Genomic DNA, 26,140 nt, shown 5'->3' with positions numbered 1-26,140 from the left:
GTCAACCGTCCTTTTCCTCGTCGGGATCGGGTTCCGGGGTCCGCCGCGCTTCCCGGATCGCGAGGAGCTTGTGCTGGACGACCTTGCCCACCCCGTGCAGCGCGAACCCGGCGGCGGTGGCGCCGACGACCCCCAGGCCGATCTCGTCGACCGTGAAAGTCCCGCCGACCGCCTGCACGCCCGGCAGCCGCTCGTAGAACGGCGTCATCGCGTCCCAGAAGTCCGGCTCCGAGCAGCCGACGCAGCCGTGGCCGGCGGCGATCGGCCACGACGTCCCGTCGTTGTAGCGCACGCTCGGGCAGTTGTGGAACGTGCTCGGGCCCTTGCAGCCCAGCTTGTAGAGGCACCAGCCCTTCCGGTGCCCTTCGTCGCCCCACTCCTCGGCGAACTGCCCGGCGTCGAAGTGCCCGCGGCGGGGACAGGTGTCGTGGATGCGTTCCCCGTAGGCGAACAGCGGCCGGCCCAGGTCATCGGCGGCCGGGAACTGCCCGAAGGTGAGGTGGTGCACGATCGTGGCGGTCAGGTTGTCGGCGTTCACCGGGCAGCCGGAAAGGTTGATCACCGGGACACCGCCGACGATGTCCTCCACCCGCACCGCGCCGGTCGGGTTCGGCCCGGCGGCCGGAATGCCGCCGAAGGCCGAGCAGGTACCGACGTTGATGACGCCCGCGGCGCCGCGCACGGCGCTGCGCAGCAGGTCCTCGGCCGACCGTCCGCCGATCGTGCAGGCGCCCGGGATACCGGTGGGCACCGAACCTTCGACGACGACGAGGTGCCCGCCCTTGGCGACCGCGTCGTCCCGGGCCTTCTCCGCCGCCGTGCCGGCCGCGGCCATCAGGGTCTCGTGGTAGTTCAGCGAGATCATCCCGAGCAGGAGATCCGCGGTCGAAGGGTTGCGCGAGCGCAGGAACGCCTCGGTGTCGCCCGCGCAGTCCTGGAACTCGAGCCACACCACCACCGGACGTTCCACTGTGGACAGCGCTTCGGCGACCCGGGGCGCGAACCGCTCCGGCAGCGCCAGCGTCGTCGCCATCGCGGCGCAGAACGTCAGGAACCGGCGGCGCCCGATCCCCGCTTCGGCCAAGCGGACCGGCAAGGGCCGGGCGTCACCGCCGCGCGCGAGCTGCCTGTCTTCACCACGGACGGGAGTCATCGTCACCTCCGCCGGGCCGCCGGCATCGGCGTCCGGGCGACTCGCTCGATGCTGCGTCACGATCTCGGCGGTGACTAGGGCACAAAGTCACCTTGCCCCGTTGCGCCGGCGGGTCCACACTCGGGCCGTGGATTCCCTCGACGGTCTCGCCGGCCGGGTGCGCGACGCGTTCGGCCGGATCGGCCGGGAGAAGTTCCGCGGCGACCCGGTCGCCAACCCCCGGCTCACGGTCGACGTCCTCGGCGCCGCCGTCGTCGCGGGCGTCCCGACGATGGTCGTGCTCACCCCGTGGACGATCACCGGTCTCGCGTTCCCGCCGGACGACGTGTTCCCCGGCGCGCTCGAGATCGCCGGGCGTCCCCGCCCGGTGTACCGGCTCGAGGTGACCGGTCTGGGCACCTTCCGCTCGGTCACCTTGCCCACCGAGACGGCCACCCTGCGCGACATGACCCAGGCCCGCGGGCTCGCCCGCTCCTGGATCGAACCGTTCCGGCTGGCCGTCCGGGCCGTGGTGGATCTTCCGGTGCCACCGCAAGGGTGAAGCACGTCGTGCTCATCGCGCGAGCCAGTTGTCGAACGCGGTCAGGTGGTGCTGCGAAGCCGTCAGCAGGTGCTGGTAGATCCGCTGGACGTCGGGCGCGGTGAGCCCGTCCAGGGCCTTGCGCAGGTCCGCGATGTCCGTCGTCTCCACCGTGCGCCCCACCTCGAGCGCCGCGGCCTGACCGCTCGCGCCCTGGGCGAGCAGCTTGTCGTAGGTGGCCTGCACGGCCGGGGTGGTGAAGTGGCCCGGCGCCTGGCCCGCGGTGGGATCGGTGACCCCGTAGCGGGTCATCAGGCTCCGCACGGCGTTCAGGTGAGCTGTCTCCGCCCCGGCGATCCGGTCGAAGACGACGGCGTCGTAGCGGCCGGCGAACGCGGTGTAGAGGTCGTGCGCGAGCTTCTCCTCCTCCGCGTTGGCCGCCAGAGTCGTGCGCTGCGCCTCGCTGAGCGTGCCGCTCGGGTCGGCGACACCGGCGAGGCATCCGCCGTCCCGGTTCATCCCGCCCCGGCCCATGCCGCCCTGGACCATGAGGCCCGATCCGGCGTCACGCCCCGGACCGGTCCCGGCCGGCGGGCCACTGGCGAACGCGGGGATCGCGACGAGCGCGCCCACGCTCAGGATGCCGCCCGCGGCGATCGTGGTGATCAGTGTGCGGGTCTTCATGGCTCCTCCTTCTCCGGATCTCCTCGGACACCTTCACGGTGGGCCCCGCGCGCCGAGATCCCGTGTGATCGGTGTGGAGATGACGTGGAGACCGGCACCGGGGACCTTGGACCCTCGATCCGCCGCCGCCGTACCGGGTAGACCTGCCGGGGTGAGTGCCACCGTGCTGGTCGTCGAGGACGAGAAGGAGATCCGGGAACTGCTGCGCCGGTACCTCGAACGCGCCGGTTTCGCCGTGGTGACCACCGGATCCGGCGCCCAGGCGCTCACGCTGCTCACCACCCACGCCGCCGGGATCGTCGTACTGGACCTGGGGTTGCCGGACATCGACGGCCTGGAGGTGCTGCGCGCGGCCCGCCGCGACGGCGGGGTACCGGTCGTCGTGCTGACCGCCCGGGGCTCCGTCGACGACCGGATCCACGGGCTGGAGCTCGGCGCCGACGACTACGTGACCAAGCCGTTCAGCCCGACCGAAGTGGTGTTGCGGGTCCAGGCCGTGCTGAACCGGACGACCGGCTCCCCCGACCCGGCCACGGCGTCCTACGGTGACGGCCTGCTGTGCTTGGACGAGTCACGGCACGAAGTCCGCTGGCACGGCGAGCCGCTGGAACTCACCCCGACCGAGTGGGGCGTGCTGGCCACGCTGGCGGCCGTGCCCGGGCGGGTGTACTCCCGCTACGAGCTGATCAACCGGGTCCGCGGCTACGAGTTCGAGGGCTACGAACGCACCATCGACTCCCATGTGAAGAACCTGCGCCACAAGCTCGGCCCCGCGGGTCCGGACGTGGTGCAGACCGTGCTCGGCGTCGGCTACCGGCTGGGGCTGCGCCGTGACCACTGACCGCCACCGGCACTGGGGACCGCTGGCCTGGCGGCTGCTGGCGGCGTTCGTGCTGGTGGCGCTGTCGTCGGTGCTGGTGCTCACCGGGGCCGCGCTGCTCGGCACCGGTCAGGGCCTGGCCGCCGCGGAACGCGCCGAGCGGGAGCAGGTCGCGGTCCAGGTGGCCGCCGCCGCGGGCGCGGCCTACACCAGGACCGGCAGCTGGACCGGCGCCGACCTGGACGCGGCCACCGCGATCGCCACCGGTGCCGGAGCCCGGCTCGTCGTCCGCGACACCGGCGGAACTCCCGTCACCGGACGAGGCCACGGCATGCCCGGCATGGGCAACCCGATGGCCGGCTCACTCGGCGGTGGCCGGGTGGACGCACCCGTCGTCGTCGACGGCGAGACCGTCGGGTCGGTCCAGCTCGCGTTCGGCACGTCCACCGCGTCCGCGGCCAAGGACGTCGCGTGGGGCTGGATCGGCCTCGCGGCCGCGGTGGCGCTGCTGCTCGCGGTGACCGCGAGCTGGTTCGTCAGCCGGCGCCTCGCCGCTCCCCTGCTCCGGCTCACCACCACGGCGAAGCACATCGCCGCCGGCGACCGCTCGGCCAGAGCCCGGGTCCGGGCGCCCGGCGAACTCGGCGAACTGGCCGAGGCCTTCGACCGCATGGCCGACCAGGTCACCCGGGCCGACCGCGCCCGGCGGAACCTCACCGCCGACGTCGCCCACGAACTGCGGACCCCGCTGGCCACCCTGCAGGCCGGGCTGGAGGAGCTGCGTGACGGCCTCGAACCGCCGGACGTCGAGCGGCTGACCAGCCTGCACGACCAGGCGTTGCGCCTCGGCCGGGTGGTGCGGGACCTCGCCGACCTGACCGCCGCCGAAGACGCCGCCGTCTCTCTCCGCCGCACCGACCTCGACCTCACCGCTGTGATCACCGAAGTGGTGACGGCCCACAGCGCCCGGCTGCGCGCGGCCGGCCTCGAGGTCCGCACCGAACTCGCCGGGCACATCCCGGTGCGGGCCGATCCCGATCGGCTGCACCAGGCCGTCGGAAATCTGCTCGGCAACGCTGCCCGCTACGCCCGGCCCGGTGACAGCGTCACTGTCCGGACCCGCTCCGCCGGCGGCACCGCGACCGTCGAAGTCTCCGACACCGGACCGGGGATCCCCGCCGACGAACTGCCGCATGTGTTCGAGCGGTTGTGGCGAGGCCGCTCCGGGACGTCGGTCGCCGGTACCGGCATCGGCCTGGCCGTGGTCCGGGAACTCGTCACCGCCCACGGCGGCACCGTCACCGCGACCTCAAAGCCGGGCGAGGGCAGCACGTTCACCATCACCCTCCCGCTGAAGACCTAGCCATTCACAGCTCACGCGCATTCCGCAAGACCGTGCGCAGGGCCAGCGAGTCGTCGAGCACGAGGACGTCCGCGCGATTTCCCGGACGCAGCAACCCGATGTCACCGCGTGGAAACAGCTCGGCCGGCGTCCGAGTGGCCGCGTTGACCGCGGCTTCGAGCGACACCCCCGCCGCACAGGCGTCCCGGACCGCGTCCAGCAACGTGATCGTGGTGCCCACCAACGTGCCGTCGGCCCGGCGGGCCGTGCCACCGGACACGTCGAACTCCACGTCGCCGAGCCGGTAGTGGCCGTCGAGGCAGCCGCCGGCGGCCAGTGCGTCGGTGACCAGCACGACCCGGCCCCGCGCGGCCTGGAAAGCCAGCCGGACCGCTTCGGGCGAAAGATGGCTCGGATCGGCGATCACCCCGACGAAGACATCGTCACGGGTCAGCGCCGCACCCGCGATCCCCGGGTCGCGGTGGGTGAACGGGCGCATCGCGTCGAACAGGTGCGTCACCGACCGCGCCCCGAGGTCGAACGCGGCATGAGCCTCGGCCGCCGTCGCGTCGCTGTGCCCGCACGCCACCAGCACACCCGCGCGGACGCACGCGCCGACCACGTCCAGCGCACCGGGCAGCTCCGGCGCCAAGGTCACCTGGGTGACCGGACCGGCGGCCAGCAGCCGCTCCAGCAGTCCGGTGTCCGGCGCCCGCAGCAACTCGACCGGGTGGGTCCCGGGCCGGGCGGGCGAAAGGAACGGGCCTTCCAGGTGGACGCCGAGGATCCGCGCCCCCTCCGCGGCCGCCTGGGCCTTGGCGGCGGTCTCGATGGCGGCCACCGTCTGCTCGGGCCGGCTGGTGATCAGCGTGGGCTGGTAAGCCACCACTCCCGTGCCGGCCAGCGCCGCACTCGCGCGGGCGTAGCCGTCGACGTCGGCGGTCAGGAAATCGACCCCGCCGAAACCGTTGACCTGCAGATCGACCAGGCCCGGCACCGCGATCCCCGAGCCCGGACCGGCCACCCCGACCGCGGTCACCAGACCGCTTTCCGGGTCCACCTCGACATCGCCGCGCCGGTAAGCGCCACCGACCAGCGCACCCGCCACACCCAACCGCACGACACACCTCCGTCCGGGCAGCACTCGCCGCCCTCCTCGATCCGCTCACTCTCGCCGCCTGCTTCGGGGGCGGGCAGTGCCGGGAGACCCCGTGCGACGGGACCTAGGACCCCGGAGGAGCCATGACCGGCCCCGGCACGCTGGACGCCGGCGAGAACCTCCGGGAAGCCGTTCGCCGGCCGAGAAGTGCCGGACTTCCCGGCCCGGCGGGACCGTCCGGCCGAACAGCGACCGCGACAACGCGTTCGTCCCGCCGAGCACCAGCTCGATCCCCGCGGCCGGCACGGTGACCGTCGCGGTGTTCGCGCCGGCTACGTGTCCACTGTGGACCCGGTGGGCGAACGTCCCGGCCGGAGCGAACCGCTGCTTCCACCCGCGCCCCGCTCCGCGGTCCCGCAGCGGAAGCCGCCCGGAAGAACTCGTATCGCGGTGACGTGCTGGGCCGTGCGAGCGTGCTCCAGCAATGCGGGAGCGGGCCTGTCCGTGGCGATCTGCGGCTGGACCAGCACGCCGGGATACCGCGTCCGGTACGGCTCGAGCCACTTTCCCAGCAGCCGCCGCTGCTCGTCGCGGATCGCCGTCCGGTTCGTCGCCGGCGCGGCTGCCCACCCGATGGCGATGGCCTGGTCCATCCAGGTGCGCACGGCCACCAGCGGGACGCCGCGGGCGTCGGCGGCCTGGAACGCGAACGGGATCGCCGCAGTGTCGCTGGGCGATCCGTCCACGCCACGCACGACCACGACCGGGCAGTGGCCGTGGGAAGTGACCGCCACCGCGACCGACCCGGCGACCAGGCCGGTGAATCCGCCCAGGCCACGTGAGCCGGGCACCTCGACGTCGCCGCAGCGAGCCACTGCCGCCCTTCCTCCGCCACCGCCGGCCGGCAGTCCACGAGGGCCTCCGCGTCCGGCGCGGTGATCGGGACCAGCGCGCACACGTGCACCATCACCAGCGGCCGATCGCGCCGCGCGGCCTTCCCGTGCGGCCCACCGCACGGCCCCCGCAGCCGACGCGGAAGCGTCCACGCCCGCCACGACCGGCCGGGTCTCGGTGCCCTGTCGCGCCCGGCGGCACCGCGGTCCCGCTCCACCGGGCGCCGGCGAGCAGGGCCCCGACCGGCACCGGGAGTCTTTGGTCCCCGGCGTAGCGGTCCGAGAACCCTGGGACCACCCACCACACGCGCGGGAGACTGCACCGACGCGCCGATGTGAAAGGGGCTTTCACCGTGCGGAAATCATCTGCGATCCTCGTGGCCGCGGCGATCACGGCGGGAATCGCCGGGTGCGGCGACCGGCCGGGCGCCCCGGTTGCCTCCGTCACGATCTCGACCACGGTCGCCGAACCACCGGGGACCGGCATCCCCGGAACCGAGGCCGACGCCTACATCGCCGCCATGGCGCCCGCTTTGAACGCGGTCGGCACGGCGTTGGCGGGCATCCCGGCCGAGTGCGGACCCTCGAACACGCAGGAGTGCCGGGAGGCGTTGAAGAAGGTCCACGGCGCCAATGCCGAGCTGGAGAAGCAACTGGCCGGCCGCACCGCTCCCGGCTGCCTCCACGACGCCGATGCCGAAATGCGCAGCTCGACCGGGCTGATGGACCAAGCCATGCACGACGGGATGAAGGGCTTCGACGATCAGGACTATCCCGCGCTGCAGCGCATGGGCCGCGAGCTCGACCAATCGAGCGCGCACCAGACCCGCGCACTCGATCTCCTCCAGCACAGCTCGTGCTGAACCACGCCACCGGTTCTGCCGGCGAGCGCAACCGCGAGCCGGCTCCGGGGACACGACGGCGGTCACGGTCGTGACCACCAGGGCGACATGGACGGGGGCATGGCACAGGAGTCGATCGCGTCCGCTTGCCCGGCGGCCTGCCGAACCCGCTCGAGGCGAGGTCCAAAGTCCCGCGACGTGCGGCCCGGGGTCCCTGTCGGCGAGGTCGGCCGTTCCGGAGACTTCCGGCATGACACGGGAGTCGCCGGTTCGCGAGGCACTGGAACGGCTGGTCGAGGAGGCGGTGCTGTCGCCGGGCCAGGCGGCCGAGGTCGAACGTGCGCTCCGCGGCGCGGCGGCCAGGCGGCCGCGGATTCCCTGGGCGGAGGTCGCCGGGTACCTGGGCGGCGGGCTGCTGCTGATCGGCACCGCCCTGCTCATGGCCACGTCGTGGACGGACTGGTCGAAGCCGGCGCGGACCGCGATCGTCGCGGCCGCCACCGCGGTCCTGCTCGCGGCCGGCGTGGTTGCCGCGCACGGCTTCACGGGCTTGGTCACTGCCCGGCTCCGGAAGCCGTCGCCGCGGTTGCGGGTCTCCGCGACCCTGCTGGCACTGGCGGCGGGTTCGGCGGCGGCCACGGTCGTGGTCGCGTTGCCCGACGACGCCGGGAGCGCGGGCGTCGCCGTGGCGTGCGGCCTCGGGACGGTGCTCGCCGTCGCGGGCTACCTGCTGGTCCCCTTCGTGATCGGGTTGCTCGCCGCCACCGGTCTGCTCGGCGCGACGGTCCTCGCCGGGCTGGACGCGACTGCCGGCACCACGCCCCTGCGCGGCGGCCTGGCCGTGGCCGCGGTCGGGCTGCTCCTCGCGGGGACTGCCCTGGCCGACGTGCTCCCGCACCGTCTGACCGGCCTCGGGCTGGGCGCGGCGATCGCCCTGTTCGGCGCGCAGCAACCGCTCGGCGAGACCAGCACAGCGCCGGTCGCGTACGTGCTCACGTTCGCCTTCGGCACCGGGTTCCTGGTGCTCTACCGCCGGCAGCGGACCTGGTCGCTACTCATCGCCGGGGTGCTCGGCATCACGCTCGCCGTTCCCGAGGCGGTCTGGGATCTCACCGGCGGGGCCGCCGGCGGCGCGGTGATCGTGCTGACCGCCGGCGCCGTCCTGCTCGCCGCCAGCGGCATCGGCTTCCGGCTCCGGCGGGACACCCAGCGAGCCCGGGAAGAAAGACAGCCGGACGAACGGTCCTGACATCGAGCACCGCCGGACGGGTGCCGGCGGCGCCCTTGAGCCGTCCGCGCCGCTGTTCCGCGCCTCATCGCCGCCGGTCGTGGCCCGCCCGGGAACTCCGCCGAGGCCGGGAGCCACGTGTCCCCGGGCCAGGTGCCCGGTCCGCGGCCTCTCGGTCCGCCGCGGCGGAACCGGGTCCGGCGAAGCCGCGATCCGGGCGGAGGAAGGCCAGGGGCTCGGTGCCCGTCATCGCGCCGTTGCCGAGCCACCGGCGAAAACCCGCCGGGTCGCGGCGTTCCATCTCCGCCGGCAGGAGCTGCCGCACCTCAGCCAGCCACCCGCGCTCCTGATCGTCGCCCGGAACCCGCCAGACTTCCTCGCCGCTGCGGCGCCAAACCAGGCAACGCTCGCCGATGGCCGCGTCGGGCACGGTCGTCCGGACACTGACCGTCCGCTCGCCGCGCGATCCGCGTCGTCCCGCCCGCAGGCCCGCCACCGCGAAGACCGCCAGGACCCCCGAGCCGGCGACGAATCCGGACCACAGCGGGATTTCGGCACCTGCGACACCGGCGAAAACGCGGCTACGGCGGAACCCACACCCGCCCGCGGCGGCGGCATTCGCGTCCGCCCGCGGGACTCTTCGGCCCACTGCCAGGCACCCAAGCCGATCAGCACGCTCATGGCCGCCAACGCGACCACGGCGTACGCACTGCTCACCTCGGAGGTGTCCGGTCGATCCCGGCGATTCTGCGGTCGCAAGCACCGTAGTCACGCACCGGAAGCTGTCGCGAGAACGCAAAGGCCCGCCTTCGAGAGTCCTTGTGCCCGGCGGGCCGTCCGCCGGCGATCCGGCTCCAGTGGTCTTCCGGCCCACGTTCCGACCGCCTTGTCCCCTCGCGGAGACCTCCCGGCCGGTCTGGAATCGAATCGTGCGTGGAAAAGGATCCACGCGATCCGAAGCCGGGCAGGAGGGCGGCCATGATTCGCAACCGCCGCAGGATGTGGACGATGATCGCCGCGATCGCCGGAGTGCTCGTGGTCGTCGGCGCGCTCGTGATCGCGGTCCTCCAAGACCGCCCGGGGTCCCCTGCCGCACCGCCGGGCGCCACGCCCACCGGCCCGTCGACGACCCCTGCCACCACGACCGTCAAGGTCTTCTTCCACCGCGGGCAGCCCGATGACCCCGCCCGCGTCGAAGCCGTGACCCGCACGGTGCCCAAGACGGACGCCGTCGCCACCGCGGCGGTCACCCAGCTGCTCGGCGGCCCCACGACCGCCGAACGACAGCGCGGCTACTTCTCCCAGTTCGGCCCGGCGACCGCCGGCACGCTCAAAACCGTCCGGGTGGCCAACGGGGTGGCGCACGCCGACTTCCGGGACTTCCGGCCGCTGCTCCCGAACGCGACTTCCAGCTTCGGCAGCACCGCGCTGCTCGCCGAACTGGACGCGACGCTGAAGCAGTTCGGCACCGCGAAAACCACCGTCTACTCCTTCAACGGCGACGTCACGGCATTCTACGAATGGCTCCAGCTCGTCCCGCCCATCGATGAACAAACCGAAGTCCGCCCGGCCATGGCCGCGGCACGCCTGTTCCTCGTCCGCGTCGCAGGCATGCGCGACCCCGCCGAAGGACCGTTCCACCTGACCGGCCCCGGACGCGCCGAAGCCACTTTCCACGCCCGGGCGCCCGAAGGAAAACCGGTCCCCGAGATCGCAACCGTGGTGGCGTTGCAGCGAACCGGCACGACCTGGACGGTCACCGGGACCACCACCGGCACCATCCGCGTCGACACGCCGGTCACCTCGGCCGTGATCTCCTCGCCCCTGCACGTCAGCGGCCAGGCGCACGCCTTCGAAGGCGTTGTCACCGTCCGGGTGGTCGAAGATCGCGCCGGCGGGCTCACCGAACTGGGTCGTGGCTCCGTCGTCGGCGGCGGCGACCAGGCCCGCCCCTTCGCCGGGAACATCACATTCACCACGCCGGCCGGCAACCGCGGCTGGGTGGTCTTCACCGAACTGTCCGCCGCCAACGGCGACGTTCTCCGCGCGACATCCGTTCGCGTCGGCTTCCCCGGCCGGACCGCGGCACCCGAAGTCGAGCTGGCCTCCTGGAACCCGGCGCTGCCGCTCGAGGGCGGCTGGCTGATGCTGCCGGACGGCCCCGGAACGATCACCTTCACCGCCAAGGCGTCCGGCGCCGACCGCGTCGAATTCATCCTGACCCCGACCGGCACCGGAACCGAGCCGCTCGCGAAGGTCCTGGGCACCGGCACGAAGGCCGTCGATCTGCACACCTTCACGTGGACGTATCCCGACGAGCCGGTCATGGCCCATTTCGGGATCCGGGCGACCGGCCCCGGCGGGACCACCGAAGTGACACCGATCAACCTCTACCACGACTGACCCGCAGCGCCGGGAGGCTTGCGCGCGGGAAAGAGCCTTCGGCCTCCAGCGGTCACCACGAAAGGCCCTGTCCAGCCGGCGCCCTCGCGAAGGAAGGTTGCGGTCCGGAGTTCGACGACGGAACGGGGCACGACGGTGACGGCACGCGGGGACGGCAACTGGCGACGGAGCACGTTGATCACCCATCACCTCGATCATCCGCCGCAGGTCAAGGCGATCGAGGACGAACTGTACGCGGTGCTCGGCGAAAACGGGCGCAGCGGCTACGAAGCGGCGATCGAGGCGGAGTACGCCGTTCCCGGTGAAGAGGTCGAGCACCACACCTGCGGCGACGGCGTGCTCACCCTGATCACGGCCCCGGACACGAGGCGGCTGACCCACCTGGTCTACGGCGGCTGCACGGTCCACCAGATCCGCCGGGACCTCGTCGACCGCGGCCTCGGCTCGCTGGGCATCACCTGGGTGTACCCGCCGGAAACCGCCCTCGTCGACGCAGATTAGGCACGTCCAGCAACCCCGGAATCCGCTTTGCGATCGCTCCGGCCACGTCTCGCCGGAACCCGACCAGGAAGGAAGCCAGATGAACAATCGCGACGTCGAGAACCGCCGGACGTTCAACGCCGGCCGGCTGTGGGCCGGTGGTGTGGCCAGCGCTTGCGTGGCGCTCCTCGTGACCGTGGTGGGGATCCTGACCGCGCGCGGGATCGTGCACGTCCCGATCCTCGCGCCGAAGGGCGAAGGCACCTGGGGCGGCGCGAACACCCTGACCTACACCCTCGGCGCCGCCGCCCTCGCCCTGGCCGCGACCGGCCTGCTGCACCTGCTCCTGGTCACCACACCCCGCGCCCTGGTCTTCTTCGGGTGGATCATGGTGCTGGTCACCGCGATCGGCGTGGTCGTGCCGATCAGCCTCACCACTGGTCTCGACGCCCGGCTGACCACCGCGATCCTCAACCTCCTGATCGGCCTGTCCATCACCTTCACCCTGTCGAGCGTGGCCCGCTCTGCAGCACCACGAGCCGCGGACGACTAGCGACGGGTGATCGCGAACAACGCCGCGCGCCCATCGAGGCTCATCGCACCTGCATCGCCGAAGCTGCCGCGGCTTCCGTCCGGTGGACCAGGTCATTCGTCAGCCGGCGCAGAGCAGAAGACCGGTGGACCGCCCGCGGCTCGGGACCGGTCAGCCGCAAGGCCGCGGCGGGCAACCGATCCAGATCGTCCGCCAGCCGTCGGCGGGCCGCGTGCACGTCATCGGCGACGAGCCGCCGTCCGGCGCGCATCACCGGCACGAGCAACGGCTCGCGTCCGGGCGGGCAAAGCTCCCCGCGCAACGCGATCACGTCCGGCTCGTCCGGCGCACCGCGGAAAACCTGCTTCGCCCCCGGCGAGGAAACCTTGCCCGCGGACAGCTTCAGCACCGGCCGGCCGTCGTAGGCGACCAGCTTGTACGCGCTGTCCAGGAACGGCGCGTCGGCGGAGACGCCGACCTTCGTGCCGATCCCGAACGCCTCGATGGGCGCGCCCGCGCCGGTCAGCCGGGCCAGGGCGAACTCGTCCAGCCCGCCGCTGGCCATGATCCGCGCCCGCGGGAGGCCGGCCCGGTCCAGCAGCCCGCGCGCGGCGACGGCCAGCCCGCCGAGGTCACCGGAGTCCAGCCGGACGCCGACCGCCGAGTCCGGCAGCCGCAGTTCCCGTGCCACGGCGATCGCGGTGCGGACGCCGCCGAGGGTGTCGTAGGTGTCGACGAGGAACACCGCGGACCCGGGGAAATCCTCGGCGAAAGCCCGGAAAGCCTCGTACTCGGACGGAAACGCCTCGATGTAGGAGTGGGCCATCGTGCCCACCGCGCGCAGCCCGAACCGCCGCGCGGAAGCCACATGGCTGGTGCCCGTGAAGCCGGCGACGGCGGTCGCGCGCGCCGTCGCGAACGCCGCGTCCGGCCCGTGCGTGCGACGCGCGGCGAAGTCGACGAGATCGGCGCCGGGCGCGGCGATCCGGCAGCGCACCGCCTTGGCCGCGATGGCGCCCGCGTACGTCGTGAAGTTCAGCAACGCGGTCTCGACCAGCTGGGCCTCGGGCAGCGGCGCGGTGACCTCCAGCAGCGGCTCGCCCGGAAAGACCACCCGGCCTTCCGGGACCGCGTGGACGTCACCGGTGAACCGGATGCGGCCCAGCGCCGCCAGATCGGCGGCCGGCAGCCCGGTCACGTCACGCAGGTAGGCCAGGTCCGGTCCGGTGAACCGGAAGCGTTCCAGGAAATCGAGACACTCGTCGAGGCCGGCGCTCACGAGGAACCCCCGGTCCGGCGGGAGCCGGCGGACGAACAGGCTGAACGTGGCCGGGCCCGTCATGCCACGGCGCAGGTAGCTCGCGGCCATGCGGATCTCGTAGAGGTCGGTGTGCAGGCCGCCGGCCCAGCTCACCGCAAGCCGCCCGGTTCGTCCTCGATCAGGTCCGCCGGCTCGGGTTCGAGGATGTCGCCCTGGCGGTGCCGCACGGCCAGGTCGTCGACCTCGCACGTCACGCCCTCCAGCTCGCTCCACTCGTCGACGGTCGCGGCGGCGTCCTCCTCGGACTCGCACAGCTGGCGCTGCAGCAGCCTGCCGTCCTGGTAGACACGGACTTCGATTTCCGTCATACCGCACCCTGACCCCGGCGGCGACCTACCCGCCAGGGAAGAAGGTCCACCGGCGGGGGCCCTTGGGCTCTACCTGCGCGAGCGCCGGCTTTCCAGGATGGACGGGCGAACCTCGCCTGCCAGAGAGCCGGAGCATGCCTGCGATACGGGATCTCCTCGACCGCTTCCGCCCCGCCGGCACGCCCGGCGCGGCGGCCCGGCCCGGTGTGCCCGCCGACCGCCGGACCGAGGCGGCAGCCGAACTCGAGCCGGTGCTCGCTTCGCTCGACGACACGCAGGCCAGGGTCGCCGAGATCCGGCGCGAAGCCGCGAAAGAAGCGTCGCGGCGCCGCCGGGAAGCCTTGGCGCGCGCCGAGGCGATCGTGGCGCAGGCTCGGATCGACGCGGCGTCCGCCCGCGCCGACGCCGCCCTGCGGGTGCGCCGCGAAGGCACGGCGGAAGCGACCGCGCTGGCCGAGACCGCGGCTGCCGAAGCCGATCGGGTGCGTGCCCTGATCGCCGAACGGATGCCGGCGCTCGTCGAGCACGTGCTCGGTGAAGCACGATCGATCCTCGACCAGCTCGGCCACCCGGATCGGACCGGCGCGCGGTGACCGCCGAGTGGGTTGCCGGCACCGTCCGCGCCCGGGCCCTGTTGAACCGGCGGCTCGGGACGGCCGCGCTGCGTGAGCTGGCCGTCGCGCCCTCGCTGGCCGAAGCCTTGCCCGCGGTGGCGGACAGCCCGTACCACCGGTACGTCCGGACGGGCCAGACCCTGGCCCAGGCCCAGCGCGGGATCGCGGACGGGCTGCTGTGGCAGCTGCGGGTGCTGGCCGGGTGGCAGCCGCGGGCGGGTGCCGAGGCGGTCCGGTTGCTGGCCGGCTGGTTCGAGGCCGACAACATCGCCCAGCACGCCCGCCTGCTCGCCGGTTTCGAGCGCCCGGAGCCCTACCGGCTCGGCGGCCTGACCAGCGGGTGGCTCCGGTTCGCCTCGACCACGTCGCCTGCCGAGCTTCGCACTGCCCTGGCGCGTTCGGCCTGGGGAGACCCGGGGGCCGACGCACCGTCGGCGATCGCGACCGGTGTCCAGCTCTCCTGGGCGCGCCGCGTTGCCGCGGGGGTGCCGGAAGCGGCAGCGTGGGCGAGCGGCGGCGCCGCTGTGCTGGTCGCCCGCACCCGGTTCCTGCACGGACGACGGCTGACCGACGAGGCCGCCGCGCGGGCGGCGGACGTGCTCGGTCACGCCGCGGTCGAAGCCGCCGACTTCACCGGGTTCGCCGAGCGGCTCCCGGCCGCGGCCCGGTGGAGCCTCGCGGAGGTGACCGGAACCGGCGACCTCTGGCGGGCCGAGGCCCGATGGTGGACGCGTGTCGAACGCGACGGATTCGCCCTGCTGGGCCGGCCCGGGTTCGGCGTCGACCCGGTGCTGGGCACGATCGCGGTGCTCGCCGCGGACGCCTGGCGCGGCCGGGCGGCGCTCGAACTGGCGGCCCGGGGCGGGCTGGGGATGGCGGTGCTCGATGCCCTGGTCTGAGGCCGTCCAGCCGGTCCGCATGGAACGCGTCGCCGTCGTGGCACCCGCGGACCGGCTTCGCGACGCCCTGGTGCACGTCGCCGACGCCGGAACCGTCCAGCTCGACCAAACTTCCGCCGACGACCGGGCCGACGGCCCCGCCCGGCGGCTCCAGCGCCTGGACGCGACCGCCGCGACGCCCGCGCTGGCCCCGCGGACGCCGGATCTCGACGCCCTCGAACGGGCCGGGCGGGCCGACCTGCTGGCCGGGGAGGCTCAGCTGGCGGCCTACGCGGCCGGTGCGGTTGCCCGCGGCGAAGTCGCCGCGCTCGCCGGGTGGTGCCCGGCTCCGGAGCTGCCCGCGCTCACGCGGCGGCTGGCTCCGGCCGGTTGCGCGGTGGCCCCGATCCCGGTGCCGCCGGGTGCTCAGCCGCCCACCCTGCTCGCCGGGGGCACCGAGCTGCGCCGGTCCTTCACGCCCCTGGTGCGTACCTACGGCACCGTGCCCTACGCGGACGTGGACCCTACCCCGGTCGCCGGGGCCGCCTACGTCGTGATGTTCGGGATGATGTTCGGCGACGCCGGACACGGCGCGCTGCTCGTCCTGCTGGCCGTGCTGGCCCGGCTGGGCCGGCCTCGCGTCCTGGCCCGGCTGCGCCCGGTGTGGCCGTTCATCGCCACTGCCGGGCTCGCCGCGACCGCGTTCGGCGCGCTCTACGGGGAACTGTTCGGCCCCACCGGTGCGCTGCCGGTGCTGTGGCTCGCGCCCCTCGAGGAACCGGTTCGCCTGCTCGTCGTGGCCGTGGCGCTCGGCGCGGTTCTGCTCGCCGTCGCCTACGCTCTCGGCATCGTCAACCGCTGGCGTGAGAGCGGGCCCCGGCTGGCGCTCTACGCGCCGTCCGGCATCGCCGGCGCCGCCGTGTTCCTCGGCCTCGGCGGCGTGTTCGGCGGCCTTTTCGTCCACAGTGGACTACTCACGCTGGCCGGTGCCGCCGTCGCGGGCGCGGGCTTCGTCCTGGCCGCCGCCGGGCTGTACGCCGGTTCCGGCGGGGGCGCCACCGGCGTGGTCCAGACCTGCGTCGGCCTGTTCGACGTGCTCGTCCGCCTGGGTTCGAACCTCGTGTCCTTCGCCCGCCTCGCCGCGTTCGGCATGACGCACGCCGCGCTCGGCTGGGTGGTCTGGCAGGGCACGGTCGCGCTGGCCGGCAAGGGCTGGGCAGGCGTCCTCGGCGCCGGCGCGGTGTTCCTCGCCGGCAACGCCCTCACGTTCACCCTCGAGGCGCTGGTCGCCGGCGTTCAGGCCCTGCGACTGGAGTTCTACGAGCTGTTTTCCCGGGTCTTCGAAGTCGAAGGCACGCCCTTCCGTCCCTGGCACGTCCCCATGTCAGCCGAAAAGGAGCCGTGATGGCCTGGATCCTCGCCCTGCCGGTACTGGCCGTCGGATTCGTGCTCGCGACGCTGCTGCTACGCCACCGCGGCCGCCCGGCGGTTCGGCTGTTCCTCGGGGCCAACGCGGTCCTGCTCGTCGCCGCCCTCATCGTGCTCGTCCTCGCCACCGGAGCCGGCGGCGCCGGCGCCGCGCCGACCGTTGCCGCCCAAGCGGCGGACACGACCGCCGGGGGCAACTGGGCGGCACTGCTGGGCGCCGCCATCTCGGTGGCGGGCTCCTCGATCGGCGCCGCCATCGCGGTCGCCTACACCGGGGCCGCGGCGCTGGCCGCGCTGTCGGAACGGCCCGAGCTGTTCGGCCGGGCGATGGTCATCGTCGGGCTGGCCGAGGGGATCGCGATCTACGGGCTCATCGTCGCCGTCATCCTCATCCAGCGGGCGTGACGATGAGCCGGATCGTGGCGATCGGGGACGAGGTCGAGGTGAGCGGATTCGCCTTGGCCGGCGTCGGCGTGCTCCCGGCCTCGACCGACGGCGAGGTGCGCACGGCCTGGCAGGAGCTGCCCGGCGACGTCGCCGTCGTGATCCTCACCGTCGCCGCGGCCGGCGCCCTGGCCGGCGAGCTGCCGGTGGACCGGCCCTTGACCGTGGTGCTGCCGTGCTGACCCGGACGACTACGGCCCTCGCCCCGGTCCGGGCCGAGCTGCTGCGGCGGGCCGAGACCGAAGCGGACACGGTGCTCGCCGCGGCCGAGGCCGATGCCCGCCGCACCACCGAGGACGCCGAGGCGCGGGCCCGGGACATCCTCGACCACGCCCGCGCACAGGGACGAGCCGACGGAGCCTCGCAACGCGCGGCCGAACTGACCCGCGTCCGCCGTGACCTGCGGACCGCCGACCTCGAGGTGCGCAGACAGGCCTACGAGCACCTGCGGGACGAGGCCGTCGAGGCGGTCCGCCGGCTCCGGGACGCCCCGGATTACCCCGAGCTGCTCGAACGGCTGACAACGCGAGCTCGCGAACTGCTCGGGCCCGACGCGGTCGTCACCGAGCACCCGGCCGGCGGCATCGTCGCCGAGACCGCGACCCGCCGCCTCGACCTGACCCTCGCCACCGTCGCCGTCCGCGCCTTCGAGCGGGTCGCCGCGGACGTCGAACGCCTCTGGACCACGTGATGGGCGCCGGACGGATCCGCCGCGTGGCAGGCCCGCTGGTCGAGGTGGAAAGCGGGCTGCCGGCCGCGATGTACGACCTGGTCACCCTGGGCGAGGACGAGCTGCCCGGCGAAGTGGTGGCGATCCGCGACACCGTCCTGACCGTCCAGGCGTACGAGTACACCGGGGGCCTCGGCCCCGGGCAACCGGCGGCGCCCCAAGGCAAGCCGCTGTCGGCCAAGCTCGGGCCGGGCTTGCTCGGCGGGGTGTTCGACGGTCTCCTCCGCCCGCTGTCCAGTGCGGCGACCTGGCTGGCACCCGGCGCCTACCGACGTCAGGCCGGACGCCGGTGGCGGTTCCGCCCGGCGGTGCGCTCCGGCGACCCGGTCGCGGCGGGCGATGTCCTGGGCGAGGTCCTCGACGCCGGTCCCCTGCCCCACCGGGTGCTCGTGCCCCCGGGGCTGCCGGGGCCGGTCGGCTCGATCGTCGCGGAGGGCACTTACCCGCCGGACGCCGTCGTCGCAACGGTCGCCGGGCGGCCCGTGCCCCTGACCGAGGACTGGCCGATCCGCCGGCCGCGGCCATACCGCACCCGCGGCCGGCTCACCGAACCGCTGCACACCGGTCAGCGCGTCACCGACCTGCTCTACCCGCTCGCCCGGGGCAGCACGGCCGCCGTCCCCGGCGGCTTCGGCACCGGAAAGACCGTTCTCCTGCAACAGCTCGCGAAGTGGTCCGACGCCGACGTCATCGTGTACGTCGGCTGCGGTGAGCGGGGCAACGAAATGGCCGAGGTGGTCGCCGAGCTGTTCGCGCTGACCGATCCGCGCACCGGCGGGCGGCTCGCGGACCGGACGGTGATCATCGCCAACACCTCGAACATGCCGATGATGGCCCGCGAAGCCAGCATCCACACCGGGGTCACGGTCGCGGAGTTCTTCCGGGACATGGGCTACCACACCGTGGTCATCGCGGATTCGACGTCGCGCTGGGCCGAGGCGCTGCGCGAGTTCTCCTCGCGCACCGGCGAACTGCCCGCCGAAGAGGGCTATCCGGCCAACCTGGCCTCGGCGCTGGCCGCCTTCTACGAACGGGCGGGATCGGTGACCACACTGGGCGGGAACCCCGGCTCCGTCACGATCGTCGGCGCCGTCTCACCACCCGGCGGCGACTTCACCGAGCCCGTGACCGCGCACACCGAGCGGTTCGTCCGCTGCCGGTGGACCCTCGACCGCGACCTCGCCTACGCCCGCCACTACCCGGCGGTGTCGTGGTCCGCGTCGTTTTCCCGGGACGCCGAGGCCATCGGTGCGTGGTACGCCGCGGCGGGCGACCCGGAGTGGGTGGTCCGCCGCGGGCGGATCGTGAGCCTGCTCGCCGAGGCCGACCGGCTGTCCGCCCTGACCGAGCTGATCGGCGTCGGCGCGCTTCCCGGGCACGAACGGATGGTGGTGCTCGGCGGCCGGCTGCTGCGCGAGGCCGTGCTGCAGCAGAGCGCGCTTTCCGCCAACGACGCCTACTGCGCGGCGGAAAAGACCGCCGCGCTGGTCGAGGCCGTGCTCGCGGTGATCGACCGGTGTCAGGAGACCGTGGCCGCCGGGGTGCCGGCCACGGTCGTCGAAGAGCTCGACTTCGGCCCGCTGGTCCGCGTCCGCGACGAAGCCGGCCCCGCGGACACCGCACTTGCCGCGCGCCGTCGAGACGCGTTGTTCACCGAGCTGACGGGACTGAAATGACCGCGTCGGACTGGATCGACTACACCGGGGTGCGGGAGCTGCGCGGGCCGCTCGTCGTCGTCGAGGGCGTGGCAGGGGTGGGCTGGGACGAGTTCGTGCGGCTGAAGATCGGCGACGGCACCACCCGGCACGGAGTAGTGCTGGAGGCCGACGGCGACCGGGCCGTCGTCCAGGTGCTCGAGGGCACCGGTGGCATGGCGGCGGCGAACACGCGGATCGCGTTCACCGGGCGGCCGCTGCAGATCCCGGTCGGGCCAGGCTGGCTGGGCCGGGTCGGCAACGGCCGCGGCGAACCGGCCGACGGCGGCCCGCCGGTGACCGGGCCGCGAACGGCGCCGGTCACGGGGTACCCGCTCAACCCGGTCCACCGGGAGCCGCCCGCCGAGCCGGTCCTCACCGGGGTGTCCGCGATCGACGCGCTCACCACCCTCGTCCGGGGGCAGAAGCTGCCGGTGTTCTCGTGGCCCGGGTTGCCGCACCTGGCGTTGGCCGCCCAGATCGCCGCCCAGGCCAGCGTGGCCGGCGAGCCGTTCTGCGTCGTGTTCGCCGGCATGGGCCTCACCCACGCCGATGCCGCGTTCGTCCGGGACGCCCTCGACGAGCGCAGCGCCGCCGGCGAGCTGGTGCTACTGCTCAACACCGCGGACGAGCCGGTGATCGAGCGGATCCTCACCCCGCGGCTGGCCCTGACGATCGCCGAGGACCTCGCGTTCGGCAGCGGGCGGCACGTCCTGGTCGTGCTGACCGACATGACCGCCTACGCCGAGGCGCTGCGCGAAGTCTCCGCCGCCCGCGGGGAAATCCCGGCCCGCCGGGCCTACCCCGGTTACCTCTACAGCGATCTCGCCTCCCTGTACGAACGCTGCGGCCGGATCAAGGGACTACCGGGCTCGGTGACCGTGCTGCCGGTGCTCACCATGCCCGGCGGCGACGTCACCCACCCGGTCCCTGACCTCACCGGGTACATCACCGAAGGCCAGATCGTGCTGTCGCCGGAGATGCAGGCGCGGGGCATCTACCCACCCGTGGACGTCCTGGCGTCGCTGTCGCGGCTGATGCGCAACGGCGCCGGGCCCGGCCGCACCCGCGCGGACCACCTGCCGCTGGCCGGTCAGCTGCTGGCCGCGCTGGCGCGGGCACGCCAGGTCCGCGAACTGGCCGACCTGATCGGGGCCGGGGCCCTCAGCGACACCGACCGCCGGTACCTCGACTGCGACGAAGCCTTCGGCACCGAGCTCGTCGACCAGGGCGCCGAGGAGAAACGGGACCTCGGCGACACCCTCGACCGAGCCTGGCGGGTCCTGCTGCGCCTCCCCCGCCGCGAACTGGTCATGCTGCCGGCCGCTTTGCTGGCCGCGCATCGGAAAGGCTGACGATGGCGAAGCTGCGGATCCCTCCCGGCCGCGCCGGCCGCCTCTGGTTGCGCGACCGCCTCGCCGTCGCCGGCCGCGGCGTCGGCCTGCTCGAACGGAAACTGCGCATCCTCCACGGCGAGCAGGACCGCCTCCGCCTGCTCGCCCGGGACAGCGAACACGACTGGGCCACCGCGTGGGAGGAAGCCCGTACCTGGCTGCTGCGGGCCTCGCTCCTCGGTGGCCGCCACGCGCTCGCCCAGGCGACCGGCCGGGAGTCCGCGGACGTCACGCTGACCTGGACGAGCGTGATGGGCGTCCGTTACCCCGGCGACGTGCGCTGCGAACTGCCCGAACCAGGCCCGGCGGAAATCCTCGGCAGTTCCGCGCTGCTGCACGCGCGGACCACGCACCGCGAAGCCGTACTCGCCGCGGTACGGCACGCGGCGAACCTCGCCGCGCTGAACGTCGTCGAACGGGAGATCGCCACCACCCGGATCCGGGCCCGGGCCCTGCGCCGCCACTGGATTCCCCGGCTGGAAGACGAGCTGCGGCGCGTGGAACTGGACCTCGAAGAGTCGGAACGGGCGGACGGGGTGCAACGCCGGTGGGCCGCCGCGGTCGCGCGGCCCGGCGAAGGGAACCCGTCGTGATCATCCGGCCGTGTCCGCGCCGCCCGGATACCGCTCTCCCCTTCCACGGAACGAAGTCCTGACGCCAGGCGACTTCTGCCGCTGGGTCAAGGAACGGTCACCGCGTCGATGACCGTCCTCGCCTGGACCCGGCTCAGGTGCAGCGTCCGCATCAGCTCGTCCGTGCCGGCCCCGGTCGACGCCAGCACCGCGGCGGTGCAGAGGACACCGGGAAGCACACCGGGAAGCGTCGCCCCGAGCCGGTCGAGCAAATCTCGAGCGCCGTCGTCACCGGCGGGCCCGAGCCGGGCCCGCCAGAGCAGCAGGGCCACATCGTCGTCGCCGGCGCGGTCTCTGTCGCCCGCGGCCAGGCGGGCCATCGCGTCGCGGTAACCGTCCTGGGCCAGCTGCCCGGAGAGCAGCCGCGCGGTCAGCGCCCGCTCCTGGTCGACGGCGTGCGCGTCGGCGAGGGGTGGGACGCCGGGCCCCGAGTCCTGGGCACGCCGTCGGTGCACGACCCGGCCGACGAGCAGAACCAGCACCACGATCCCGATCACCAGTCCGATCACCATGGCTCGACTCCCTGCGATTCCGCGGTTCTCCGTGCACCCTGCGCGGTCGAATACGCCCGGTCCCGATGGTGACAGCCCGGGACAGGCGGTTGGAGGGCCGAAAGTCAACGATCAGCGGGGAGAACCCGGCGCCGCTCACGGATCCAGTGCGACGACGGCTTCCGCGATGCCGTGCGCGATCACCGGCTTGCCGCCGGCTTCGTCCAGCAGTTCCTCGACCGGGATGTTGTCGGCGAGATAGGTGGCGGTGAACCGTGTGAAGCCGTGCGCCACCGCGGCCTCGGCGAGCATCCGGACGAGCGCGGTGGCCAGGCCGGCACGCCGCCAGGCGGGGTCGACGGCGACGGCGACCTCCGCCACTCCCGGTTCGCCCGTGGCTTCGTAGCGCGCGACAGCGATCCCCCGCCCGTCCGGAGCGCGGGCGACGAGGGCATAGCGACGTTCGTAGTCCAGCTCGGTCAGACGCCGAAGCAGCTTCGGGGTCACGCGGGGCGGTGACCCGCAGAAGCGGCGGTACAACGTCTCCGGGTCGGCGTGCTCGATCGCCGACCCCAGCTCGGGGGCATCGGCCGGGGTGAGCAGGCCGACCGAGACCTGTCGTCCGTCGGTGAGGCGCAGGGTTCGCTGCGCGCCGGACGGACGCGACCAGGCGGGACCGGCTTCGTCGGCTTCCATCTTCCACCTCCTGACACGAACCCGGCAATCGAGCCCGCGACCGTCGGAATTGCGCACGGAACCCGGGAAATCCTCTGATTTCCGGAGCTGTCTCCGCCGCCCGGCCGGCACCGGAGCCGGGAGAGGACTTTCTCCTCTTTCCGCGGACGCCGATCGGCCGGAAGCTCGCGAAGGAGGGAGGTTGCCGAGCACATTCGCCGCGGTAGCGGTCGAAGTCCCGTCCGTCCAAGGCGGAATGATCCTCGATCCGCCGGGAATACGCAATCGGAAGGAACTCGCTCATGAAGAAATCTTCATCGAATTTGGTCGTGGTCACCGCCGCCGGTCTCGCGCTCGGCGGTTTCCTGGTTTCCGCCGGCCCGGTTTCGGCCGTCGAAGCGCCGCACTCCGGTGTCGCCCGGATCGCGCAGCAGCCGACGTCGACCCCCACCACCGCCACCACGGGCACCACGACCGGGACCACCTCCACCGGGCCCACCTCCACCGGGCCCACCAAGACGGTGACTTCCACGCCGAAGACCACCGCAAAGCCCACCACCCCGCCGGTCCCCAAGGGCGGCGTGGAAACCGGGGGCGGCGGGACCGCGCCCGACGGCCCGAACGCATGACCGGTGCGTCCCGGCTCCACGGTCGCCGCGGAGCACTGCTCCTGGCGACCGTGGTCCTCGCCGCGCTGGCCGCACTGACCCTGGTGCTGACCGCCGGCCGGAACCGGGAGCCGGGAACCGCCGCCCCCACGGCGCCGTCGTCGAGCAGTATCGAACAGTCCTCCGCCGCAGCGGAACTGCCGCGCTCGGATCCCACATCGGTGGAGGTGCCCAAGATCGGGGCGAAGTCGAGCCTCGTGGCGCTGGGCCTCAACCCGGACGGCACCCTCGAGGTACCGCCGGTGAGCAAGCCGATGCAGGCCGGCTGGTACTCCCTCGGCCCCACTCCGGGCGAAGCCGGCCCGGCGGTGCTCGTCGGCCACGTCGACGGCAACCGGCAGAAGGGGATCTTCTACCGCCTGCGGGAAGTCGCTCCGGGCGACCGGGTCCTGGTGACGCGCAAGGACGGAACCACCCTCACCTTCGTCGTCGCGCGGACGCAGCAGATCGACAAGGACGAGTTTCCGTCCGACGCGGTCTACGGCGACACCCCGGATCCCCAGCTGCGGCTGATCACCTGTGGCGGCAGCTTCGACCGCTCGGTCCACAGCTACCGGGACAACATCATCGTGTACGCGAAGCTGGCACCCTGACCGGTCGGCACCCCGGAGTCCGGGCACGACGAAGGCGGGCGGCACGGCCGTCCGCCGCACCGCCCGCGTTCCGGCGGTCAGTCCTTGGTGATCGGGATTTCGACCTGCCCGGCCGCTTCGGTCTTGGCCACCGGGACCGTCACCTCGAGGATCCCGTTGTGGTAGGTCGCGGCGATCTTCGCGGCCTCGGCACCCTTGGGCAGCCGCACCGTCCGGGAGAAGGACCCGTAGCGGAATTCGCTGCGTCCCTTCGCCTCAGTGCGGGCCTCCCGCTGCGCCGAGATCGTCAGCAAGCCGTTCTCCGTGGCGACGTGCACGCCCTTCTCCGGGTCGAAGCCGGGGAGTTCGGCACGCAGGACGTACTTTCCCTCTTCGGCCGCCTCCTCGATCCGGACCGGATTGTGCTCGCCGAACGGCCACGCCTCGTCGAACCACTCCGTGAGCCCCGGGAACATCGTCCGCGGAAGCAATGATGTCATCGAGCCCTCCTTTCCTGCACTCCATCCCCGATTCCAGGCAACACCCGAGGGCGCCACGCCGACGCGGCCGGAAGACCCCGATCCGCGGGACCAACGGCCTCCCGCGGCGCTCGCTCAGGCCACGTCCGGCGGTTCCTCGGTCAGCGCGAGGATGTTGGTGATGACCTCGCCGAACCGCTCGGGCTCGGCCAGCAGCCAGGTGTGCCCGCCAGGCACCGTCACCGTCTCCGGGTCACCCAGTCCGGCGCGCAACGACAACAGCGTCACCTCGGGAATCACGTTGTCCTGCTTGCTCCACACCACGACCACCGGCAGCCGGCGCCGCTTCAGCTCGGCCAGCTCCGGCGTCAGGTCGGCGGAGCGGGCCAGGTGCGCGACCCGCCGGATGGCCCCCGGGTTGCGCGCGAGGTTCGGAACGAGGTCGCGCAGCACCACCGGCAGCACGCGGCTCGCCTGCCGGGTCGGCAGGAGATCGGCCTGCAGGTGCAGCCCCCAGTCCCACAGCGGCCGCTCGGCCAGCGCCTTCAGCACGCCCCGGCCGTCGGTCCAGGCCGACCCGCCGATCGAGTTGACCAGGATCAGCCGCTGCACCAGTTCCGGCGTGTCATGGGCGGTGCGGATGGCGACCCCGCCGCCGAAGGAGTACCCGACCAGGGTTACCGGCTCGGTCTGCTCCAGCCGCTCCAGGAACGCCGCGACCCAGCGGGCGTAACCGGCCAAGTCGTGCTCGGCACGAGGCAGCTCCGCAGTGCCTCCGAAACCGGGCAGAGCCGGTGCGTACACCCGCAGTCCGGCCGCGGTGAGCGTCTCGAGGGCCTTACCGAAGGCGCGGTCGGCGATGCCCCAGCCGTGCAGGAACAGCACCGGCGGTCCCTCCCCGCCCACTCCGTAGTGCGCCGGGCGCCCGGCCACCAGCGTCGTCTGCCAGCGCATCCGGGTCTTCGTGCGATCGGTCATGGTCCTCCCGTCCGGAGAAGGTGGTCCCGGGCGGGATCCGTGTGTTCTGGACCGTGGCCGCGTCACGGGGCCACGGCGCGGCGCACCCGGTTCCGCACGGCGACGACGCCCGGCACGGCTTCGGCCAGCCGGCCTGCGCGTTCGACATCAACGGCCCGGGCGGCCGTGCCCTCGAGCGTCACCACGCCGTCGTCGACGCGCACGCTCACCGCGCCCAGGCCGACCGGCGCCGGCTGCGCACCGGTCTCCCGTTCCACCATCGCCTTGATTTCGGCATCCGGGCGGACGATTGCGCGCAGCACGTCCGAGCGGGCGAGAACACCGATCAGCCGCCCGGCCCCGTCCACGACGTACAGGCGGGGCAGTCGCCCTTCGAGGAGCCGGCGCGCCGCGCCTGCGACGGGTTCGTCCGGGTTGACCGTGGGGACCGGCCGCGCCATGAGTTCTCGGGCGACAGGACCGCGTTTTCCGCCCCGGCGGCGCCGGGACCGCACGGGGAGGTCGGACGCGGCAACCACGCCGACCGGACGCGCTCGGGTGTCGGCCACCGGAACCGCGGCGAGGCGGTACCGCCGGAGCAGGGTGGCCAGCTCCCCCGCCGGGGTGACCGGGTCGGCTGAGATGACCGGCCAGTTCATCAAGTCCGAGACGAGCAGTCCTGGCATACCCCACCTCCACCTGTGGTTCCGTCTCCCACGCTAGGAGTGCGGGACCGGCATCGACGCGGGCGTCGGTCACCGGGTGAACGGCCTTTGGTCCGCAGTTCCCGGGCAGGCCGGACCGCGCGGGGAACCGAAAGTCCTCTCGACCGAGGACGGTGTGCCCTGGTCACCGCGAG

General features: G+C 73.4%; 30 protein-coding genes. 19 read left to right on the top strand and 11 right to left on the bottom strand.

What is annotated here, in order from left to right; all coding sequences use genetic code 11:
* Window position 1: 1 nt before the first annotated feature.
* Window positions 2-1,153 carry a hydrogenase small subunit gene (locus H4696_RS05625; RefSeq protein WP_086862101.1) on the bottom strand — a complete coding sequence of 384 codons (1,152 nt, stop codon included), beginning with the start codon at window positions 1,151-1,153 and terminating at the stop codon, window positions 2-4.
* Between the two features lie 127 nt (window positions 1,154-1,280).
* Between H4696_RS05625 and hybE the strand changes: the two genes are divergently transcribed.
* Window positions 1,281-1,694, top strand: a complete 414-nt coding sequence (hybE, locus tag H4696_RS05620) for a [NiFe]-hydrogenase assembly chaperone HybE (RefSeq protein WP_086862100.1) — start codon at window positions 1,281-1,283, stop codon at window positions 1,692-1,694.
* Between the two features lie 12 nt (window positions 1,695-1,706).
* Here the strand turns inward: hybE and H4696_RS05615 are convergent, their stop codons facing one another.
* Entirely contained in the window at window positions 1,707-2,357 is a 651-nt protein-coding gene (locus H4696_RS05615) for a ferritin-like domain-containing protein (protein ID WP_086862099.1), read from the bottom strand.
* Between the two features lie 151 nt (window positions 2,358-2,508).
* Between H4696_RS05615 and H4696_RS05610 the strand changes: the two genes are divergently transcribed.
* The gene (locus tag H4696_RS05610; protein WP_192782097.1) at window positions 2,509-3,198 is read left to right on the top strand and encodes a response regulator transcription factor; all 690 of its coding nucleotides are present in this window, start codon (window positions 2,509-2,511) and stop codon (window positions 3,196-3,198) included.
* On the top strand, window positions 3,188-4,540 hold the full coding sequence (locus H4696_RS05605) for a sensor histidine kinase (RefSeq protein ID WP_086862098.1): 1,353 nt from the start codon (window positions 3,188-3,190) through the stop codon (window positions 4,538-4,540). The genes H4696_RS05610 and H4696_RS05605 overlap by 11 nt, the downstream gene beginning before the upstream one ends.
* 4 nt (window positions 4,541-4,544) lie before the next feature.
* Here H4696_RS05605 and nagA read toward each other — a convergent pair whose 3' ends face one another.
* On the bottom strand, window positions 4,545-5,639 hold the full coding sequence (nagA, locus tag H4696_RS05600) for an N-acetylglucosamine-6-phosphate deacetylase (protein ID WP_192782096.1): 1,095 nt from the start codon (window positions 5,637-5,639) through the stop codon (window positions 4,545-4,547).
* A 311-nt stretch (window positions 5,640-5,950) separates the two neighbouring features.
* On the bottom strand, window positions 5,951-6,493 hold the full coding sequence (locus tag H4696_RS05595) for a universal stress protein (RefSeq protein WP_086862928.1): 543 nt from the start codon (window positions 6,491-6,493) through the stop codon (window positions 5,951-5,953).
* 371 nt (window positions 6,494-6,864) lie between these two features.
* Here H4696_RS05595 and H4696_RS05590 point away from each other — a divergent pair, with 371 nt between their 5' ends.
* The 5 genes from H4696_RS05590 to H4696_RS05570 all read left to right on the top strand — a co-directional run bounded on the left by H4696_RS05590 (window position 6,865) and on the right by H4696_RS05570 (window position 12,017).
* Window positions 6,865-7,374, top strand: a complete 510-nt coding sequence (locus H4696_RS05590) for a hypothetical protein (RefSeq protein ID WP_192782095.1) — start codon at window positions 6,865-6,867, stop codon at window positions 7,372-7,374.
* Window positions 7,375-7,603: 229 nt separating this feature from the next.
* Entirely contained in the window at window positions 7,604-8,602 is a 999-nt protein-coding gene (locus H4696_RS05585) for a DUF2157 domain-containing protein (RefSeq protein ID WP_086862926.1), read from the top strand.
* 987 nt (window positions 8,603-9,589) lie between these two features.
* Complete coding sequence (locus tag H4696_RS05580) at window positions 9,590-10,984, top strand: Gmad2 immunoglobulin-like domain-containing protein (RefSeq protein ID WP_158104374.1); 1,395 nt, start codon at window positions 9,590-9,592, stop codon at window positions 10,982-10,984.
* Window positions 10,985-11,119: 135 nt separating this feature from the next.
* The gene (locus H4696_RS05575) at window positions 11,120-11,485 is read left to right on the top strand and encodes a hypothetical protein (protein WP_086862924.1); all 366 of its coding nucleotides are present in this window, start codon (window positions 11,120-11,122) and stop codon (window positions 11,483-11,485) included.
* 79 nt (window positions 11,486-11,564) lie between these two features.
* A complete protein-coding gene (locus tag H4696_RS05570) occupies window positions 11,565-12,017 on the top strand; it encodes a DUF6069 family protein (RefSeq protein WP_086862923.1) in 453 nt (150 codons plus the stop codon).
* A gap of 40 nt (window positions 12,018-12,057) precedes the next feature.
* On the opposite strand, the gene H4696_RS05565 is transcribed toward H4696_RS05570, so the two are convergent.
* Window positions 12,058-13,410, bottom strand: a complete 1,353-nt coding sequence (locus tag H4696_RS05565; RefSeq protein ID WP_249027119.1) for a nicotinate phosphoribosyltransferase — start codon at window positions 13,408-13,410, stop codon at window positions 12,058-12,060.
* Window positions 13,407-13,625 (bottom strand): hypothetical protein, encoded by a 219-nt coding sequence (locus H4696_RS05560; protein WP_086862922.1) that lies wholly within the window; start codon window positions 13,623-13,625, stop codon window positions 13,407-13,409. Before H4696_RS05560 ends, H4696_RS05565 begins: the two co-directional genes overlap by 4 nt.
* 134 nt (window positions 13,626-13,759) lie before the next feature.
* Here H4696_RS05560 and H4696_RS05555 point away from each other — a divergent pair, with 134 nt between their 5' ends.
* The 9 genes from H4696_RS05555 to H4696_RS05515 are packed head-to-tail and all read left to right on the top strand — an operon-like array spanning window position 13,760 to window position 21,400.
* A complete protein-coding gene (locus H4696_RS05555) occupies window positions 13,760-14,218 on the top strand; it encodes a hypothetical protein (protein WP_086862921.1) in 459 nt (152 codons plus the stop codon).
* Window positions 14,215-15,138, top strand: a complete 924-nt coding sequence (locus H4696_RS05550) for a hypothetical protein (RefSeq protein ID WP_086862920.1) — start codon at window positions 14,215-14,217, stop codon at window positions 15,136-15,138. Before H4696_RS05555 ends, H4696_RS05550 begins: the two co-directional genes overlap by 4 nt.
* Window positions 15,125-16,522, top strand: coding sequence for a V-type ATPase 116kDa subunit family protein (locus H4696_RS05545; protein ID WP_192782094.1), 1,398 nt, complete (start codon window positions 15,125-15,127; stop codon window positions 16,520-16,522). Before H4696_RS05550 ends, H4696_RS05545 begins: the two co-directional genes overlap by 14 nt.
* On the top strand, window positions 16,522-16,950 hold the full coding sequence (locus H4696_RS05540) for an ATP synthase subunit C (protein ID WP_225955598.1): 429 nt from the start codon (window positions 16,522-16,524) through the stop codon (window positions 16,948-16,950). Before H4696_RS05545 ends, H4696_RS05540 begins: the two co-directional genes overlap by 1 nt.
* A 2-nt stretch (window positions 16,951-16,952) precedes the next feature.
* Complete coding sequence (locus H4696_RS05535) at window positions 16,953-17,171, top strand: V-type ATP synthase subunit F (RefSeq protein ID WP_192782093.1); 219 nt, start codon at window positions 16,953-16,955, stop codon at window positions 17,169-17,171.
* On the top strand, window positions 17,165-17,680 hold the full coding sequence (locus tag H4696_RS05530; RefSeq protein ID WP_086862918.1) for a V-type ATP synthase subunit E: 516 nt from the start codon (window positions 17,165-17,167) through the stop codon (window positions 17,678-17,680). Before H4696_RS05535 ends, H4696_RS05530 begins: the two co-directional genes overlap by 7 nt.
* The gene (locus H4696_RS05525) at window positions 17,680-19,395 is read left to right on the top strand and encodes a V-type ATP synthase subunit A (protein ID WP_086862917.1); all 1,716 of its coding nucleotides are present in this window, start codon (window positions 17,680-17,682) and stop codon (window positions 19,393-19,395) included. Before H4696_RS05530 ends, H4696_RS05525 begins: the two co-directional genes overlap by 1 nt.
* A complete protein-coding gene (locus tag H4696_RS05520; protein WP_086862916.1) occupies window positions 19,392-20,768 on the top strand; it encodes a V-type ATP synthase subunit B in 1,377 nt (458 codons plus the stop codon). Before H4696_RS05525 ends, H4696_RS05520 begins: the two co-directional genes overlap by 4 nt.
* A 2-nt stretch (window positions 20,769-20,770) precedes the next feature.
* On the top strand, window positions 20,771-21,400 hold the full coding sequence (locus H4696_RS05515) for a V-type ATP synthase subunit D (protein ID WP_192782092.1): 630 nt from the start codon (window positions 20,771-20,773) through the stop codon (window positions 21,398-21,400).
* Between the two features lie 86 nt (window positions 21,401-21,486).
* Here H4696_RS05515 and H4696_RS05510 read toward each other — a convergent pair whose 3' ends face one another.
* Window positions 21,487-21,951, bottom strand: a complete 465-nt coding sequence (locus H4696_RS05510) for a hypothetical protein (protein WP_086865650.1) — start codon at window positions 21,949-21,951, stop codon at window positions 21,487-21,489.
* Window positions 21,952-22,086: 135 nt separating this feature from the next.
* Entirely contained in the window at window positions 22,087-22,626 is a 540-nt protein-coding gene (locus H4696_RS05505) for a GNAT family N-acetyltransferase (RefSeq protein WP_192782091.1), read from the bottom strand.
* A 281-nt stretch (window positions 22,627-22,907) separates the two neighbouring features.
* On the opposite strand from H4696_RS05505, the gene H4696_RS05500 reads away from it, so the two are divergent.
* Both H4696_RS05500 and H4696_RS05495 read left to right on the top strand, forming a co-directional pair.
* A complete protein-coding gene (locus H4696_RS05500; protein ID WP_158104275.1) occupies window positions 22,908-23,234 on the top strand; it encodes a hypothetical protein in 327 nt (108 codons plus the stop codon).
* Window positions 23,231-23,866 carry a class F sortase gene (locus tag H4696_RS05495; RefSeq protein ID WP_086857664.1) on the top strand — a complete coding sequence of 212 codons (636 nt, stop codon included), beginning with the start codon at window positions 23,231-23,233 and terminating at the stop codon, window positions 23,864-23,866. Before H4696_RS05500 ends, H4696_RS05495 begins: the two co-directional genes overlap by 4 nt.
* Before the next feature lie 77 nt (window positions 23,867-23,943).
* Here H4696_RS05495 and H4696_RS05490 read toward each other — a convergent pair whose 3' ends face one another.
* The 3 genes from H4696_RS05490 to H4696_RS05480 all read right to left on the bottom strand — a co-directional run bounded on the left by H4696_RS05490 (window position 23,944) and on the right by H4696_RS05480 (window position 25,967).
* Window positions 23,944-24,345: an Hsp20/alpha crystallin family protein gene (locus tag H4696_RS05490; protein ID WP_086857665.1), complete on the bottom strand. Its 402-nt coding sequence runs from the start codon at window positions 24,343-24,345 to the stop codon at window positions 23,944-23,946.
* Between the two features lie 114 nt (window positions 24,346-24,459).
* The gene (locus tag H4696_RS05485) at window positions 24,460-25,302 is read right to left on the bottom strand and encodes an alpha/beta fold hydrolase (protein WP_211299633.1); all 843 of its coding nucleotides are present in this window, start codon (window positions 25,300-25,302) and stop codon (window positions 24,460-24,462) included.
* 62 nt (window positions 25,303-25,364) lie between these two features.
* Window positions 25,365-25,967 carry a CBS domain-containing protein gene (locus H4696_RS05480; protein WP_086857666.1) on the bottom strand — a complete coding sequence of 201 codons (603 nt, stop codon included), beginning with the start codon at window positions 25,965-25,967 and terminating at the stop codon, window positions 25,365-25,367.
* Between the last annotated feature and the right edge of the window lie 173 nt (window positions 25,968-26,140).

The sequence above is a fragment of the Amycolatopsis lexingtonensis genome, from assembly GCF_014873755.1.
GTDB classification, from domain to species: domain Bacteria; phylum Actinomycetota; class Actinomycetes; order Mycobacteriales; family Pseudonocardiaceae; genus Amycolatopsis; species Amycolatopsis lexingtonensis.
This window is presented reverse-complemented; position numbering and strand designations above follow the sequence as displayed.